This window comes from Demequina lignilytica (genome assembly GCF_030418375.1).
In the GTDB taxonomy this organism is placed as follows: Bacteria; Actinomycetota; Actinomycetes; order Actinomycetales; family Demequinaceae; genus Demequina; species Demequina lignilytica.
In genome coordinates this window covers 249,247-265,556 of record NZ_JAUHPZ010000002.1, presented here as the reverse complement: position 1 = coordinate 265,556, position 16,310 = coordinate 249,247, and the positions used below count along the sequence as shown (strand labels likewise).

Genomic DNA, 16,310 nt, shown 5'->3' with positions numbered 1-16,310 from the left:
AAAAAGACTCTTGAAACATGTTCGTTACTTATGCGAACCTAAAGGAAGTCGAAACGCGATGACGCGACGGCACCACCCCCCATACCCCCGTAGGTGTCGTCGTCCCCTGCGAACCCTGAGGAGCACCCATGGATTGGCGCGACCGCGCAGCCTGCCTTGAAGTCGACGACCCGGAGCTGTTCTTCCCGGTCGGCAACACCGGCCCCGCGCTGGTGCAGATCGAGAAGGCCAAGACCGTCTGCAACGGTTGCACCGTGAGGGACACCTGCCTCCAGTGGGCGATGGAGCACAACCAGGACTCCGGCGTCTGGGGCGGGCTGTCCGAGGACGAGCGTCGCTCGCTCAAGCGGCGCGCCGCGCGCGCCCGCCGCGCCGCCAAGTAGGCACGCACCCCGTCAGAAGGCCTTCGATCCCGTCACAGACGCGGATCGGAGGCCTTCTCCTCTACCCGGACCCGGACGTCGACCACCGAGCCGACCTCCGCCCGGGTCCAGTCGATCGAGCCCGAGAGCTCGTTCTGGACCAGGGTCCGGACGATCTGCGACCCCAGCCCTGTCGGCTCGCCCGCGAGGCCCACGCCGTCGTCGGCGATGGTGACGTGGAGCGCATGCCCGTCGCGCTGCGCGTCCACCGTGATGGTGCCGCGCTCGCGGCCGTCGAAGCCGTGCTCGACGGCGTTGGTCACGAGCTCCGTGATGACCAGCGCGAGCGACGACGCGTACTGCGCGGGGATGAGCCCGAACTCCCCCGAGTTGATGATCCTCACCTGGGTGTCGGGCGACGCGACATCGGCCGCCATCCGGATCGAGCGCGAGACCAGCTCGTCGAAGTTCACCAGCTCGTCGAGCGTTCCCGACAGCGTCTCGTGCACGAGCGCGATGGTGGCGACGCGGCGCATCGCCTCCGCGAGCGCCTCCTTGGCCTCCGGCGCCTCGACACGGCGCGACTGCAGCCTCAGCAGCGCCGCCACGGTCTGCAGGTTGTTCTTGACGCGGTGGTGGATCTCGCGGATGGTCGCGTCCTTGGTGACCAGCTCACGCTCGCGGCGGCGCAGGTCGGACACGTCGCGGCAGAGCAGCACCGCGCCCACCCGGGTGCCGCGCTCCGTCACGGGGATCGCGCGGAGCGACAGGCAGGCGCCGTTCGCCTCGAGGTCGGTGCGCCACGCGGCGCGGCCGGCGACCACCATCGCGAGCGTCTCGTCGACCACGCCCTGGTCCTCGAGCAGCTCGCTCGTCACGCGCGGGAGCGACTTGTTCATGAGCGAGCCGTGGACTCCCAGGCGATGGAAGCACGACAGCGCGTTGGGAGACGCGTAGGTGACGTGGCCCACCGCGTCGAGCCGGAGCACACCGTCGCCGACGCGCGGCGCACCGCGTCGTGGTCCGGTAGCCGAGCTCCGCAACGGGAACTCGCCGCGCGTCACCATCCGGAGAAGATCGTCCGCGGCGCCCTTGTAGTTCAGCTCGAGGCGGCTGGAGGAGCGGGACACGGCCTGCGACACCTCGCGGGTCACCACCGCGATGGGTCGCCCGTCCATCACGACGGGCAGCGCGTCCTCGCGGACCGCGTACGTCTCATCCCAGCGCGGCTCCCGCGACGCGACGATCCCGCCCTCCTCGAGCGCGCGGCTCAGGTGCGCGACGCGACCCCCGGGCGCTGCCGAGCCCACCACATCGTCCAGATGGACGGTCGGTCCGGTCGACGGTCGACACTGGGCGACCGCGACGAAGCCGTCGCCGTCCTGCCGCCACATCACCAGATCCGCGAACGACAGGTCCGCGATGATCTGCCAGTCGGCGACCAGCATCGCCAGCCAGTCGGCCTCGGCGTCCGTGATCGGTCCGTGCTCCTCGATGGTCTCGCGCAAGGTTGCCACGGGGACCAGCCTAAGCCGACCCGCGCGCCGCGATAGCCTGTCACCAGGGGGTAGACGTGAAGCTGATCCACCGGCACCGGTTCGACGCGGAGCTCGCGCGTGTGAGCGCGATGCTCGAGGACGAGGACTTCGCGCGGGTGCGTGCCGAGGCGATGGGCTCGGCGGTGCTCGACATCGATGTCGACCGCCGCTCGAGCGGCGCCCTGGTCGTCTGTCTGAAGGCCTCCGTACCCGCGAGCTCGATCCCCGCGGAGTTCAGGTCGTTCGTCGGCACGGACCTCGCGATCACCTACACGGAGGCCTGGGAGCCGCTGGGCGAGACGGACCGTGTCGGGACGTTCGCGGTGGACGTCGCGGGCGCACCGGGCCACGTCGCGGGCGCGATCGGCATCACCGCGGACGGGTCCGGGACCGAGATCCTCGCCGCCGGCGACGTGATCTCCAACGTGCCGCTGGTCGGCGCGATGATCGAGAAGGCCGTCGGGGGCGCGGTCGAGAAGGCGATGGCCGCCGAGATGGCCGCGGCCGACGCCTGGCTCGCCGGGTGAGCCGCGCGCGCGAGCTCGCCCTGGTCCTGGTGGGCGGGACCCTCGGCGGCGCCGCCCGCATCGCGGTGGGCGAGCTGTTCCCGCACCTGGCCGCGACCCTCCCCTGGGACCTGCTCCTCATCAACGTGATCGGCTCGGCCGGGCTCGGCGCCGCCGTCGCCTACTCGCGGTCGCAGGGGCCGCTGCCGTACTTCCCCGCGATCGGTCCGGGGTTCTTCGGCGGCTTCACCACGTTCTCCTCGATCGCCTGCCTGCAGTGGTCGGCCGGCCTCGGCACCGCAGCCTCGGCCGGGGTCCTGGCCGCGACCATGGCGGCGGCGGTGCTCGGCGCGGCGGTCGGATGGTGGTTCGGCGACCGGCCGCCGACCCCGATCGACGAGCGCGCGATCTTCGAGGAGGAGAACGAGTGAGCGTGTGGGCGTACCTGGCGGCGACGCTCGGCGTCGGCGTGGGCGCGTGCGTGCGGTTCTCGCTCGGGTGGCTCGACCGCCCCAAGACGTTCCCGTGGCCCACCATCCTGGCGAACCTGCTCGGCTCGGCTCTGCTCGGCGCGGTGCTCGCGCTGAGCGATGGCGGCGCGCTCTCCCCCGGCGCGACCTTCGCGCTCGGCACCGGCGTCGCGGGGGGCCTGTCGACCTTCTCCTCGCTCGCGGTCGACGCGCTCGTGCTGTGGCGCGACGGCCGCCGCACGGCGGCCACCGCGTACCTCGCGGGCACGCTGGTCCTCGGCCTCGTCTCCGCGGCGGCGGGCTTCGCCGTCGCCGACGCGCTGGCGTAGCCCGTCAGCGGGACGATGCGCGGGTCGCGGCCATGCGCACGGCCGCCGCGAGCGCGAGGGTCGCGACGGCGGCGACCAGCGCGGGCCACGGCAGGGCGATCATGAGGAGCACGCACAGGACCGCGCCCGAGGCGCTGGCCGCCCGCGGCATGCGCCATCCCTCGAGGTGACCGGCGCCCGCCGCCCGGAAGGCCGCGGCACCCGCGACGGCGTAGTACAGCAGGACCGCGAACGAGGACATCGCGATCACGAAGGTGAGGCTGCCCACCCAGACGAGGCCGATCGCCACCAGCCCGGAGAGCCCCTCGGCGAGCGCGGGCACGCCGCGCCCGTTCGCACGCGCGAGCGCGCGGGGCAGGTCGCCCTCCCTGGCCATCGCCATCGCGGTGCGTCCTACGCCCGCCGTGAGGGCGAGCAGCGAGCCGGCGGCCGCCGCCACGGCGGCGAACGTCACCAGCGGCACCGGCAGCCACGTGCCGTCGACGGCGTCGGCGATCGGCGCGGTCGAGGTGACGAGGCCCTCGCCGAGCCGTGCGGGCAGCGCGAGGGACAGCAGCAGGTAGGCGGTGAGCGCCACGACGAGCGCCCCCGCGATCGCCCATGGGATGGTGCGCGCCGGGCGGCTGACCTCCTCGCCCAGCGTGGCGATGCGCGCATAGCCCGCGAAGGCGAAGAAGACGAGCGCGGCGGCCGCCAGCACCCCGCCGACGACGCCCGGCACCGCGCCCCCCTCGGGTCCGACGATCCCGAGGAACGCGGCGTCGGCCGGCCCCGCGGCCGCGATCGCGTAGACCGCGGCCACGAGCACCGCGACCACCACCGACGCCAGCACCACGGCGGCGCCCGCGGTCCGGGTGACGCCCCGGGAGTTGAGGAGCCACGAGGCGATGATCGCGGCCGTCGCGACGAGCGCGGCGTGATCGGGAGCGAGGTAGCGCCCGATCGCGAGCGCCACCGCCGCCACGGACGCCGTCTTGCCCAGCACGAAGCCGGCGCCGGCGAGGAAGCCGGGCCATGCGCCGAGCTCCGCGCGGCCGTAGGCGTACGCCCCGCCGGCCACCGGGTGCACGGCCGCCAGCTGCGCCGTCGACCCCGCGTTGAGCAGCGCGACCAGCCCGGCGACCAGCACGGCCGCGGGCAGCAGCGCTCCCGCGAGGGACGCCGCCGGACCCCACACCACGAACACTCCGGCGCCGAGCATCGAGCCGACGCCGATGGCGGTGGCCCCGACCAGCCCGACGCGCCTGGTGGACATGGCCGCTCCCCTCAGCGGGTCTCGACCCCGGCGGGCGGGGCGACCTGGTCGTGGATCTGCTCGTCCCCGTGCGTCTCGGCGGCCTCGGACTCCGCCACGGCGTTGGCCGCGCCGCGGGGCCGGCCCGCGCGCACCCATGCCCAGTACAGGCCGCCCGCGACCACGAGGGTGGCGGCCAGCGAGCCGACCGCAGCCGGCCGGGTCATGTTGGCGACCAGCGTGAAGGCCACCGCGAGGGCCGCGACGCCGTTGAGGACCACCCAGCCGGGCCGGCGCTCACTCCAGGCGAACGTGGCCATCGCGATCAGGCCCATGAGGAAGCTCACGAACACGGCGACGGCGTAGAAGAGCACCAGCCGCTGCTCGCTCGCGCCTCCGATGGCCACCACGCAGGCGGAGATCACCAGGAAGACCAGCACGCCCACCACGGGGACGTGATGGACGTTGGTGCGTCCCAGCACCGCGGGGAGCACCCCGTGACGGGCGCTCCCGTCCTCGGAGCGCGCGAGGGCCTTGAGGAGGCCGGGGCCGGCCTGGAACGAGGACGATGCGGCGGAGAGCAGCAGCAGCGCCGTCGCGCCCTGGAACGCGGCGAAGATCGCGGGGCTGCCGATGGCGCGCGCGAGCTCGGCGACGAGCGTGGTGTCCTCGTGGGGCACCTCGAGGCCGAGCCGCACGACGGCGGCGGTGATCGCGAGGGTGAGGGTGCCGACGATCCCGAGGGTGAGCCAGAGCGCCCAGCGCCCGAAGCTGCGACGGCCGTCGTCATCGAGCTGGCCCAGCTGGGCGATCGCCGACGAGGGCGCCTCGATGCCCGTCGCGAGCGCCATCGCGACGGGGAAGGCCAGCGCGACCGCGATCGGCGCGGAGTGGGTCAGGCCCGTCACCGGCGCTGTCGGCGCCTCGGTCACGCCCAGCATGGGCAGCAGCACCGCGACGGCCGCACCGATGAAGATCAGGGTGAGGAGCGCGAACACCGCCCGCCCGAGATGCCCGAACCACATGAGCCCGGCGACCACGAGCAGCAACGCCAGCGCCAGCAGCACGCGGTGCGGGGCCAGCGACGGCAGGTAGGCGATGATCGCCGCGGAGCCGGCGGAGACGGAGATCGCGATGGTGAGCACGAAGTCGACCACCAGCGCGCCCATCGGCACGAACGAGAACCCCTCGCCGAAGGCCCGGCCCGCGGCGGCCGCGGAACCGCCGCCCTCCGGGAACCGGGCGACCAGCTGGTGGTAGCTCGCCACCACCAGGCCGACCACGAGGACCACGGCGGCCATCGCCGGCAGCAGCAGCGCCAGATTGCCGTCGAGCGCACGCAGGGCCGCCTCGATGGCGTACGCCACCGAGGACACGGGATCCGCCATCACGGAGAAGGCGAACGCGAGGAGGAGCGCGGTGCGCCCATGCAGCCAGCGGGAGCCGGCGCGTTGCGCGGTGGGACGGGTCACGCGACCCCTTCCATCTGTCGGACGTCGGGCAGCGCGTCGCGTCTGCACCGTAGGACACCCTAGACCTCCCCGGGGGCGCCCCCCGGGACTCATCTCCCAGGCTCAGCCGGGCGCGCCCTCCCAGGCATCGAAGGCCTCACGGGCGAGCGCCCGTCCGAGCGCGATCATCTCCGTCGCGCGGTGGAAGTCGAGGGTCCCGCACGCGTCGGACGGCACCGTGACCATGACGTCGGGCGGGTAGCCGGCGAGCCGGTACCGCTGCACCGTGTTCTGCAGCGTCTGGAGCGAGCGGTCGATCACGTCGAGCGTGCTGACCGCGAGCGTCGGCCCCCCGGGCTCGGCCTCGACCGGAGAGGCCTCGACCAGCGCATCGTCCCCCTGCTCGCCGCGGGCCCGCAGGCGGTCCGTGATCATGCCGACCAGGCGCGGCTCGGCGACGTGGAAGGACGGCAGCCGCAGCCGCGGCAGGCGGACGAGCGGCCCTCCGGAGTCGACGGGGGGCTGGGCGGCGTTGCCGCCCCGCGTGGTGCCGGCGAGGTTGACGGCGATGATCGCGTCCGCACGCACCGAGGCGAGCGGGATCACGGGGACCGGGTTGAGGATGCCGCCGTCGGCGAGCAGCATGCCGTCCCGCTGGACGGGGGTGAACACCGTCGGGATCGCGATCGAGGCGCGGATCGCCTCGATCACCGGCCCGGAGGTGAACCACACCTCGGTCTGGGACAGCAGGTCGGTGGCGACCGCGGTGTAGGGGATCGGCAGATCCTCGATCCTGCTCGAGCCGAGGATCCCGTCGAGCCGCGACATGAGCCGGTCCGCGCGGATCGCCCCCGCCCCCTTGAACGCGGGGTCCATCCACCGGAGCACCTCGCGGCGGCCCATCGGCTCGACCCACGCGCGGTACGCCTCGACCCCGCCGACGGCGTGCAGCGCGCCGACGACCGCACCCATCGACGTGCCCGCGACCGCGACCACCTCCCAGCCGCGGGCCGCGATCTCGTCGAGCACCCCCATGTGGGCGTAGCCGCGCGCGCCGCCGCTGCCCAGCGCGAGAGCGATCCGGGGCCGGGTCGAGGTGTCCGTCACCGGCTCAGGCTAACCCCGACGGGTCCAGGGAGGACACCCGTCAAGCCGCGACCGGCTCGCGCTCCTCGGCGGCGGCGGGGGCGGTGGGGGCGGTGGTCTCGGCCGGGAAGATGATCTTGAACACCGGGAAGTAGATCACGAGCTGCACCCCGCCGTTGATGACCGTCACCGCCAGGTTGTACACGGTCGGGTCGAGGTGCTGCTGGAGCACCGGCACGTAGAGGCTCATCAGCAGGCTGCACGCGATCGTGATGAGCACGAGCGCCACCACGTACCAGCCGAGCTGGAACCACACGTTGCCGCGCGACCGGAAGGTGACGTTGCGCTGCAGCGGGAAGTTCACGCCCTGCGAGATCACCAGCATCAGCACGAACGCCACGAAGTAGCTGAGCCCGCCGAGCGCGTCCCCGGTGACAGGGTGGTCGAAGACGTAGGTGTCGATCGGGCCGAGGCTGACGTGCAGGTACTGGGCCGGGACGGCTCCCCACCCGGTGGTGCGGAAGAGCAGCTCCGGGAGGAACGTCAGCAGCAGGTACTGCAGCGCGGCGATCAGGAACGACAGCCCTCCGAACGTCGCCATCTCCGCGATCAGCGGATGCGCGGCGGCGACGCGCCCCCACCATCCTCGGACTCCCTCTGACCCGTGCATCGTCCCTCCGGTCCTCGTCGTGCACGCCGACGAGGCGCGACCCGAGGGACGCTAGCGAGCGCGAGACCGTCGCGACGCCGCCACGGACCAACCTGTCGGTTCCGCGTCACGATCTGACGGCCGGGCCCGCCCGCGGGCCCGACGGAGAGGCCGGCGAGGCTAGTGGATCGCCTGCGTGGCAGCGCGCTCGATGGCGAGACCCGCCTCGTACTGCGCGAGCCAGGCTCCGTAGCCCTCGACGTCCGCCGCGACAGGCGCCGCGACGTCCAGCGCCGCATCCGCGAAGACCTGCCCCGCCAGGTAGGAGCTGAGGTCCGCGCCCGCACCGGCGCGCAGGTGCTCGGCGAGCACCGCGATGCCCCACGCACCACCCTCCGAGGCGGTGTCGCCCACGGTGACAGGGGCGTCGATCGCCGCCGCGAGGAGCCGCTGCGCCACGCCGGCGGTGCGGAACATGCCGCCGTGCGCGAACATCGAGTCGAGCTCGACGCCCTCGTCGTGCAGGACCCGCATGCCCAGGCTCAGGGTGCCGAAGGCGGCGTACAGCTGAGTGCGCATGAAGTTCGCCAGGGTGAGGCGGCTGCCCGGCGTGCGCACCACGAGCGGCCGGCCCTCGGCCAGGCCGGTGATCGGCTCGCCGGACAGGTAGTTGTAGGCGAGCAGGCCGCCGCCGTCTGCCTCGCCCTCGAGCGCGGCGCGGAACAGGGTCTCGAAGACCGCGTCGGGGCCGCCATCGACGCCCATCGCGGCGGCGAACTCGGTGAAGACGCCCGCCCACGTGCCCAGCTCCGACGCGCCGTTGTTGCAGTGCACCATCGCGACCAGGTCGCCCGCGGGCGTGGTGACGATGTCGAGCTCCTCGTGGACGCTCGTCAGCGGCCTCTCGAGGACCACCATCGCGAAGATCGAGGTGCCGGCGGAGATGTTGCCCGTGCGCGGGGCGACCGCGTTGGTCGCGATCATGCCGGTGCCGGCGTCGCCCTCGGGCGGGCACACGACGGCGCCCGGCTGGAGCCCTCCCGTCGGGTCGAGCAGTGCGGCGCCGGCGGCGGTGAGCGCGCCGGCATCCTGACCCGCGACGAGCACCTCCGGGAGGAGGGACGATGCGGTCATCCCCGGCTGCCTGCCGGCGACGAGGGCGTCGAAGCGCTCGAGCATCGCCGCGTCGTAGTCGCGCGTCGCAGGGTCGATGGGGAACATGCCGGACGCGTCGCCCACGCCGAGCACCTTGCGGCCGGTGAGGCGCCAGTGGACGTATCCCGCGAGCGTGGTGAAGAACGCGACCTCGCCCACGTGCGGCTCCTGGTCGATGACGGCCTGGTAGAGGTGCGACGCGGACCATCGGAGCGGGAAGTTGAAGCCGAGCTCCTCGGTGAGCTCCGCGGCGGCCGCCTCGGTGGTGGTGTTGCGCCAGGTCCGGAAGGGCACCAGGAGCTCGTCCGCGGCGTCGAAGGCGAGGTAGCCGTGCATCATCGCCGAGACTCCGAGGGCGCCGACCGACGTCAACCGGACGCCGTGCGCCGCCTCGACGTTCGCGACCAGGTCGGCGAACGCCGCCTGGAGACCCTCCCAGATCGCCTCCACCGAGTAGGTCCACATGCGGTCGACGAACTGGTTCTCCCAGCCGTGGCTGCCCGTCGCGATCACCGCGTGGTCCGGCCCGATGAGGCACGCCTTGATGCGGGTCGAGCCGAGCTCGATGCCCAGCGACGTCTGTCCCGACTGGATCGCGTCGACCGCGTCCACCTGCTGCTGAGCCATCGTGCCACCACTCCTTCGTGTTCTGGGGCTCCCCCGGTACGCAAGCAATGTTAACGCTCGACAAGCCTGCGCGGCGACCGGAGGTCCCGGGTGCCCCCTCGCGCCCGCCGTCCCCCGCATCGTCCCATCCCCGGCGCTGCCGCGCGGCCCGGGCGCGACGCTCCCCGCGGAGACGACGAAGGCCCGGACCTGAGGTCCGGGCCTTCGTCGATTCGTAGCGGGGACAGGATTTGAACCTGCGACCTCCGGGTTATGAGCCCGGCGAGCTACCGAACTGCTCCACCCCGCGTCGGCCTGATAACTGTACCCGAGCCGCCGCCTCCGACCAAATCGCCCTCCCGTCGCTAGGGTCGAGGACATGACGGACAACACCGAACCGACCCCTCCCGGCATCATCCCCGGCGCCCAGCCGCCCGCCCCGCCAGCCCCTGCGAGCGCGTCCGCCCCGGGCCTCATCCCCGGTGCGGCGGCACCGGCGGACGCGACCCCCGCGCCCTGGCAGCAGTCGACCACAGGCCCGTTGCGGGACGCACGCGGCAACCCGCTGACGGCCCCCACGTCGCTGTCGTGGGCCCTGATCGGATCGGCCGGGGCCTACACGCTCATCGGCCTCGTGGTCGCGTCGCTCGCCGGCAACGACGCCGCGGTCCTGCTCGACGCGCTCGAGACGGGCGAGTTCGCGTCGCTGCCCGTCGGCCTGCTCATCTCGCTGCTGTCGACGCCCGTGCTCATCCTGTCCTTCATCGCATACGGGCTCTGGGCCGGTCGGATGCGCGGCAACCGCGTCGCGATGGGCGACAAGCCGGGCCTCGCCGGCGTCGAGTGGTGGGGCTGGTTCGTGCCGCTCGTCGGCCTCGTGCTGGTGCCCATGGGTCTGCGCCGCGTGTCAGGTCACAAGGCTCCGGTCGGCCTCCTGGTCGGCTGGATGGCGTCGTGGACCGTCGCGCAGGCGCTGAGCGGGATCGCGGGAGCCGTGCCCAGCTTCGCGATCGACGCCACGTCGGGCGAGCTGGTCCGGCCCGAGCTGGTCGACGCGTACGCCCCGCTCATGTGGGCCTCCGCGCCGGTGCTGGTGCTCGCGCTCGTGCTCTTCGTCCTGCTGATCCGACGGTCCACCACCGCGCACCTCGAGCCCTGACACCGCCGGGCCGCACCGCGGCCGGCACCGGAGACCGCTGCGGCCCGCATCCCGATCGGGATGCGGGCCGCGTCGCGCCGTCGCGTCAGAGGGCGTCGGTGGTCGACTCGTCGGTCGGCGTCGACTCCTCGGTGGACGTCGCCTCCGGGGTCGGACTCGGCGAGGCCGACGGCTCGGCGGACGCCGACACCTCGGGCTCGCCGCTGAGCGCCGCCTCGGCCGCGATCGCGTCCTCCAGCGCCGACTGCAGGCGCTGCTGCGCCTCGCCGTACGCGGCCCAGTCGTTGTCCGCCAGCGCGGCCTGACCGTCGACGAGCGCCTGGTTCGCCCGATCGAGCGCGTCGCGCAGCGCCGCCTCCGTGGTCGGGTCGGTGGTGCCCTCGTCGGTCGTGCCCTCGTCCGTGGTGCCGCCGTCTGTCTCGCTGCCGGCGGCACCGTCGCCCGCGCCGTCGCCGAAGACCTGGTCGAGCGCCTCGGGCAGGGTGTCCGCGAAGCCGACCTCGTCGCCGAACGCCACGAACACCTTGCGCAGCAGCGGCACCTGGGTGCCGGTGCTGGCCTGCACGTAGACGGGCTGGACGTAGAGCAGGCCGCCGCCCACGGGGAGCGTGAGCAGGTTGCCGCTGATCACGTCCGTCTCGCCCTGGCGGAGCAGGTTCAGCGTGGTCTGCGCCTCGGAGTCCGAGTTGAACGTGTTCTGGACCTGGCCGGGGCCGGGGATGGTCGTGTCACGCGGCAGCTCGAGCAGCCTGAGGGTGCCGTACCCTTCAGCGACCTGACCGTCCGACGAGCCCGTCTCGGAGTCGACCGCGAGGAAGCCCGTCAGGATGTTGCGGTTGCTGTTTCCGCCGGGGATGAACGTGCTCGTGAGCGAGAACGTCGAGGACTCCTGCCCCGGCATCTGCAGCGTCAGGTAGTACGGCGGCTGCTTGCGCGTGCTGTCGGTCGGGTCGTCGGGGTTCTCCCACACATCCTGGCCGGAGTAGAAGGCCGCGGCGTCCGTGACGTGGTACCGGGTCAGCTGGTACCGCTGCACGGTGAACATGTCCTCGGGGTAGCGAAGGTGGCTCATGAGCGACCCTGAGATCTCGCTCATCGGCTCGAACGACGCGGGGAACACGTTCGCCCAGGTCTCGATGATCGGGTCGTCCTCGTCCCACACGTAGAGCGTCACCGAGCCGTCGTAGGCGTCGACGGTCGCCTTCACGGAGTTGCGCATGTAGTTCAGCGTGGTGCCGAGCGGCGAGGAGGCGGCGTCCGCGAAGAGCGTGGTCGCCGTGACGGGCGCCGAGTACGGGTACTGGTCCGTCGTGGTGTAGCCGTCGACCACCCAGACGATCTTGCCGTCCACCACCGCGGGGTAGGTGGTCTTGTCGAGCTCGAGGTACGGGGCGACGCGCGCGACACGCTCGAGCGGGTCGCGGTAGTACAGGATCTGCGACTCGGTGGTGACGCGGTCGGAGAAGAGGAGCTGCTCCTCGCCGAGCCGGATCGCGTACATCAGCTTGGCGAAGATGTTGCCGATCCCGGGCCCGCCGTCGCCGGTGTAGGTGGTGTTGACCTGGCCGTTCGCGGAGTCGTCGTCGGGGTAGTCGAGCTCCCACGGCGCCGTGCCGTCGGGGGCGCCCACGATCGAGTAGTCGGGGAGGGTGGTGCCGAAGTACACGCGCGGCTCGTACTCGCCGAGCAGGCCGCTCGACGGGATCCCGCCCTCGAAGAAGCTGGGCTGGCCGTCGGACGTGGTGCGGTTGCCGTAGGCGGCGACCACGCCGAAGCCGTGCGTGAACACGGTGTGGTCGTTCACCCAGTTGCGGTTCTCGTTCGACAGGCCGTCGAGGTTGAGCTCGCGGACCGCGATCACGGTGTCCTGCAGCTCGCCGTCGATCATGTAGCGGTCCACCGCGAGCAGGTCCGAGAAGTTGTAGTACTGCTTGTTCTGCTGGAGCTGCTGGAACGCCGGAGACACCACGTTGGGGTCGAGCAGGCGGATCTGGGCGGTCGTCTCCGCGTCGGCCCGGAGCGCGCCGGCCGTGGCCTCCGTGGTGGCGCGGTACGGGGTGGTCTCGATGCCGTCCAGCCCGTACGCGTACAGCGTCGCGTCGATGTTGTTCTGGATGTAGGGAGTCTCGAGCTCCTGCTCGTTCGGGCTCACCTGGAAGCGCTGCACGATCGACGGGTAGATGCCTCCGACGGCGATCGCCGCGACGATCATGAGCGCGATGCCGACCGCCGGGATGCGCCAGTCGCCGCGCCAGATCACGACGAGGAACACGAGCGCGACCACGATCGCGATGCCCGCGAGGATCGATCGCGACGGGAGGATCGCGTTCACGTCGGTGTAGGACGCGCCGTAGAACTTCTCGCCGGAGCTGGTCAGCAGGCCGTAGCGGTCGAGCCAGTAGTTCGCGGCGATCGCCAGCATCACGATCGCGCCGAGGATCGCGAGCTGGATGCGCGCGCCGCGGGACGCGATGAAGGACCGTCCGGAGCCCGCGATGCCGCCGTAGAGCAGGTGGACGAACGCCGCGATCACCGCGCACACGACCGCGAGCGTCAGGATCATGGTGAGCACCAGGTCCAGGACCGGCAGGGTGAAGACGTAGAACGACGCGTCGAGACCGAAGATCGGGTCGGCCTCGCCGAACTCCTGCCGGTTGAGGAACGCCAGCACCATGGACCACTGCGAGGACAGCGCGAGCCCGGCGACGAGCCCGACGACCGCCGGCAGCAGCAGCATCACGAACCGCTCGAGCGGTGCGATCTGCTCGCGGAGCTGGTCGAGCTGGGTCCGTCCGCCGAGGCGCGCGGGCCGCACCCGCTTGGCGATCCACAGGTTGAGCCAGACGGCCCCGCCGGCGATCACGGCACCCGCCGCGAACAGCAGGATCCGTGCGATCCACTGGGTGCGCCACACCTCGCTGAATCCCAGCTGGTCGAACCACACCACCTCGGTCCACACGTTGGCGGTGGCGATGGCCGCGAGCACGAGCGCACCGACCACGACGGCGGTGATCGCGAGCGGCGAGCGTCGCTGCGGCACCGGCGCGGGGCGCATCGGTCGGGAGAATCGGTCGTCGTCGAACGTCACAGCGGGTCCTTCATGGTTGGTGGGACTCGGTCGGCGTGGCTACCAGCGTGCCACAGTCAGCAGGACGGCAGACCCGCGGTGTCCCCCTCGCCGATGCGCACGATCGCGTCGTACGCCTCGTCGAGGGTGTCCACCGCGACAACGGTCAGGCCGTCGGGGATGTTGCCGCGCACGTCGGCGCAGTTCGCCACGGGGGCGAGGAACCAGTCGGCGCCGTCGTCGAGCGCGCCGTACATCTTCATGCGGATGCCGCCGATCGCGCCCACATCGCCCGCGGCGCTGATGGTGCCCGTGCCCGCGACCAGGGCACCGGCGAGCTCGTCCTCGGGGGTGAGCCGGTCCATGATCCCGAGCGAGAACATCAGGCCTGCGCTCGGGCCGCCGACGGAGTCGATCGCGACGGTCACGTCGATCGGCAGGTCGAAGTCCGGATCGACGTAGACGCCGATCACCGCGCCGCCCGCGCCGTCGTCGATGGTCGCGAACGTCTCGCTGCGCTCGGCGCCGTCGCGCACGTAGGTCACCGTGATGTCCTCGCCCGGAGCGCGGCCGCCGACCGCGTCGGCGAGCGCGGAGAACGAGGTCACCTCCGCGCCGTCGACCGCCGTGATGACGTCGCCGTCGACGAGCAGCCCGTCGGCGAGCGAGTCGCTCGACGTCCCGCGGACGGTGAGCGTGGCCGGCACGTCGACGCCGAGCGCCTCGAGGGCGGAGACGGTCGCGGACTCCTGGGAGGTCACCCAGTCCACCTGGGCCTGCTCCTCGACCTGCTCCTCCTCCTCTGGCGTGCCGAACACCTGCTCCTCCGGCACCACGTACTGCCGCGGCGAGGCCCATCCCGCGAGCACGCGACCCAGCGTGAACGGCTGCGACCCCGCCCGCGACACCGAGACGGTGGTGAGGCGCAACTCTCCCGACGAGTCGTAGGTCGGGGCACCGGAGATGCTGACGAGCGGCTCGCCGTCGACCTCGCCGAGGGTGTCGAAGGTGGGTCCGGCGCCGCCGATCGCGTAGGCCGCCGGCAGCACCGTGAGCACCGCGATCAGCGCGCTCGCCGCCAGCCCCGTGACCGACATGACGGTGGACCGCCGGCTCGGGGCGTCCTCCGTCCCGGGGACGGGGGGCATGGCCTCGGAGGTGGTCACCGGGCCATTCTCCCCCATCGCGGCGGCACGACCGACACCTGGGGCAATGCTGGTAGCGAACGTGGACGCGCCGACGGCGCCTCCTTCGTTACCGTGGAGAGGGCGTGAGACGCGCGCCCGGACGGAGTGAGCGTGAGCGACGAATCGACGCCGTGGATGCGGCTGCTGCGCGAGCTCTTCGGGGACGACGCGGAGATGGCCCTCGAGGAGCTCAAGCGCATGGGCATGGACCCCGAGGCGCTCGCCGCGACCTCCGGGATGGCCGCGAGCCCCGCGATGATGGAGCACGTCCTGGGGCAGATCCGCGCGCTGGTGGCGCAGTCCGCCGGCGAGGACGTGAACTGGGCCCTCGCGCACGACGTCGCGCGGGGCGTCGCCGCCCAGGGCGGCGACCCGACCGTGAGCGCGGCCCAGGCATCGGCCCACCGCGCCGCCGTGTCGCGCGCCGAACTGTGGCTCGACGCCGCGACGGACTTCGACCCGTCGCGGCTCGAGCCACGCGTGTGGAGCCGCGCGGAGTGGGTGGAGGCCACTCTGCCCGTCTGGCGCACGCTGGCCGGCCCCGTCGCCGTGAGCGTGTCGCGAGCCCTCACCGGGATCCTGCGCGGCGAGCTCGATCGGGACGACGCGCTGGGCGACGAGGTGCGTGGCGGCATCGACCCCGCCGGGCTGATCTCCTCCGTGAGCCCGACGGTCTGCGGGATGCACATGGGTCAGGCGGCCGGCGGGATGGCGCGCGAGGCGTTCGGCGTCACCGACCTCGGGATCCCGCTGCTCGACGAGGCCCGCGTGGTGATGGTCCCGTCCGCGATCGCCGAGTTCGCCGACGGGCTCGGGATCGACGAGGACCAGGTGCGGTCGTACCTGGCGCTCCGCGAGGCCGCCCACGTCCGGCTGTTCCAGGCCTCACCCTGGCTGCCCGGGCAGCTGCACGGGCTGGTCGAGCGCTACGCGCAGGGCATCACGATCGACCTGGAGGCTCTCGAGGACGCCGTGCGCGACGCCGGCATGGGTGATCCCGCGAAGCTCCAGCAGGCCCTCAACCGCGGGATCTTCGCGTCGCACCACACCGAGGAGCAGAAGGAGACGCTCGAGCGCATCGAGACCCTGCTCGCCCTGATCGAGGGCTGGGTCGACGACGTCACGGTGCGCGCCGCGGCTCCCCACCTGCCCGAGATCGGCGCCCTGCGCGAGATGATGCGCCGCCGACGGGCCACCGGCGGACCCGCCGAGGACACGTTCGCGAACCTGCTGTCGCTCGAGCTGCGGCCGCGCCGCATGCGCGACGCGGCCGCCCTGTGGGCGCTGCTCGCATCGCGGATCGGCCCCGAGGGACGGGACGGCGTCTGGTCGCACCCGGACCTGCTGCCGACGTCGGACGACCTGGCCTCGTACGCCGCCTGGGTCGACGCCTACGTGGCGCGCGGCGAGGGCGCCTCGGACGAGGTGGACCGCGAGCTCGAGCGCCTGCTCGGCGGGGACGAGGAGCCGCCCACGTCCTGAACCGGGGTTGCGGCGTCGGATCGTGCGCG

The 16,310-nt window shown here is 72.7% G+C and carries 14 protein-coding genes and 1 tRNA gene; 6 read left to right on the top strand and 9 right to left on the bottom strand.

Annotated elements, in window-relative coordinates; genetic code table 11:
• Positions 1-128 precede the first annotated feature (128 nt).
• Positions 129-383, top strand: a complete 255-nt coding sequence (locus QQX13_RS04870) for a WhiB family transcriptional regulator (RefSeq protein WP_301119854.1) — start codon at positions 129-131, stop codon at positions 381-383.
• A 32-nt stretch (positions 384-415) separates the two neighbouring features.
• Here the strand turns inward: QQX13_RS04870 and QQX13_RS04865 are convergent, their stop codons facing one another.
• A complete protein-coding gene (locus QQX13_RS04865; RefSeq protein WP_301119852.1) occupies positions 416-1,879 on the bottom strand; it encodes a sensor histidine kinase in 1,464 nt (487 codons plus the stop codon).
• A 56-nt stretch (positions 1,880-1,935) separates the two neighbouring features.
• Between QQX13_RS04865 and QQX13_RS04860 the strand changes: the two genes are divergently transcribed.
• From QQX13_RS04860 to QQX13_RS04850, 3 genes are read left to right on the top strand one after another with little or no spacing between them, the layout of a single operon-like run.
• Positions 1,936-2,427 (top strand): DUF2505 domain-containing protein, encoded by a 492-nt coding sequence (locus QQX13_RS04860; protein WP_301119850.1) that lies wholly within the window; start codon positions 1,936-1,938, stop codon positions 2,425-2,427.
• Positions 2,424-2,837 (top strand): FluC/FEX family fluoride channel, encoded by a 414-nt coding sequence (locus QQX13_RS04855; protein WP_301119848.1) that lies wholly within the window; start codon positions 2,424-2,426, stop codon positions 2,835-2,837. The genes QQX13_RS04860 and QQX13_RS04855 overlap by 4 nt, the downstream gene beginning before the upstream one ends.
• Positions 2,834-3,205 (top strand): FluC/FEX family fluoride channel, encoded by a 372-nt coding sequence (locus tag QQX13_RS04850; protein WP_301152655.1) that lies wholly within the window; start codon positions 2,834-2,836, stop codon positions 3,203-3,205. The genes QQX13_RS04855 and QQX13_RS04850 overlap by 4 nt, the downstream gene beginning before the upstream one ends.
• Before the next feature lie 4 nt (positions 3,206-3,209).
• On the opposite strand, the gene QQX13_RS04845 is transcribed toward QQX13_RS04850, so the two are convergent.
• From QQX13_RS04845 to QQX13_RS04820, 6 genes are all read right to left on the bottom strand, one after another.
• On the bottom strand, positions 3,210-4,460 hold the full coding sequence (locus QQX13_RS04845) for an APC family permease (protein WP_301119844.1): 1,251 nt from the start codon (positions 4,458-4,460) through the stop codon (positions 3,210-3,212).
• 11 nt (positions 4,461-4,471) lie between these two features.
• Positions 4,472-5,911 (bottom strand): amino acid permease, encoded by a 1,440-nt coding sequence (locus QQX13_RS04840; protein ID WP_301152653.1) that lies wholly within the window; start codon positions 5,909-5,911, stop codon positions 4,472-4,474.
• 102 nt (positions 5,912-6,013) lie between these two features.
• Entirely contained in the window at positions 6,014-6,997 is a 984-nt protein-coding gene (locus QQX13_RS04835) for a patatin-like phospholipase family protein (RefSeq protein WP_301152652.1), read from the bottom strand.
• A gap of 40 nt (positions 6,998-7,037) precedes the next feature.
• The gene (locus tag QQX13_RS04830) at positions 7,038-7,646 is read right to left on the bottom strand and encodes a hypothetical protein (RefSeq protein WP_301152651.1); all 609 of its coding nucleotides are present in this window, start codon (positions 7,644-7,646) and stop codon (positions 7,038-7,040) included.
• 159 nt (positions 7,647-7,805) lie between these two features.
• Positions 7,806-9,407, bottom strand: a complete 1,602-nt coding sequence (locus QQX13_RS04825) for a xylulokinase (protein WP_301119836.1) — start codon at positions 9,405-9,407, stop codon at positions 7,806-7,808.
• Between the two features lie 215 nt (positions 9,408-9,622).
• Positions 9,623-9,696 (bottom strand) — tRNA-Met (locus QQX13_RS04820).
• 69 nt (positions 9,697-9,765) lie between these two features.
• Between QQX13_RS04820 and QQX13_RS04815 the strand changes: the two genes are divergently transcribed.
• Positions 9,766-10,545, top strand: coding sequence for a hypothetical protein (locus tag QQX13_RS04815; RefSeq protein WP_301152649.1), 780 nt, complete (start codon positions 9,766-9,768; stop codon positions 10,543-10,545).
• A gap of 85 nt (positions 10,546-10,630) precedes the next feature.
• On the opposite strand, the gene QQX13_RS04810 is transcribed toward QQX13_RS04815, so the two are convergent.
• Positions 10,631-13,633, bottom strand: a complete 3,003-nt coding sequence (locus QQX13_RS04810; RefSeq protein ID WP_436968555.1) for a UPF0182 family membrane protein — start codon at positions 13,631-13,633, stop codon at positions 10,631-10,633.
• 56 nt (positions 13,634-13,689) lie between these two features.
• Positions 13,690-14,778, bottom strand: a complete 1,089-nt coding sequence (locus QQX13_RS04805) for a YlbL family protein (protein ID WP_301119832.1) — start codon at positions 14,776-14,778, stop codon at positions 13,690-13,692.
• Positions 14,779-14,910: 132 nt separating this feature from the next.
• Between QQX13_RS04805 and QQX13_RS04800 the strand changes: the two genes are divergently transcribed.
• On the top strand, positions 14,911-16,281 hold the full coding sequence (locus tag QQX13_RS04800; protein WP_301152647.1) for a zinc-dependent metalloprotease: 1,371 nt from the start codon (positions 14,911-14,913) through the stop codon (positions 16,279-16,281).
• Positions 16,282-16,310: the final 29 nt, after the last annotated feature.

Bases quoted from the DNA above. Each gene is read 5' to 3' on its own strand.
- QQX13_RS04870 (WP_301119854.1), top strand. From the start codon at position 129: ATGGATTGGCGCGACCGCGCAGCCTGCCTTGAAGTCGACGACCCGGAG.
- QQX13_RS04845 (WP_301119844.1), bottom strand. From the start codon at position 4,460: ATGTCCACCAGGCGCGTCGGGCTGGTCGGGGCCACCGCCATCGGCGTC.
- QQX13_RS04830 (WP_301152651.1), bottom strand. From the start codon at position 7,646: ATGCACGGGTCAGAGGGAGTCCGAGGATGGTGGGGGCGCGTCGCCGCC.
- QQX13_RS04825 (WP_301119836.1), bottom strand. From the start codon at position 9,407: ATGGCTCAGCAGCAGGTGGACGCGGTCGACGCGATCCAGTCGGGACAG.
- QQX13_RS04815 (WP_301152649.1), top strand. From the start codon at position 9,766: ATGACGGACAACACCGAACCGACCCCTCCCGGCATCATCCCCGGCGCC.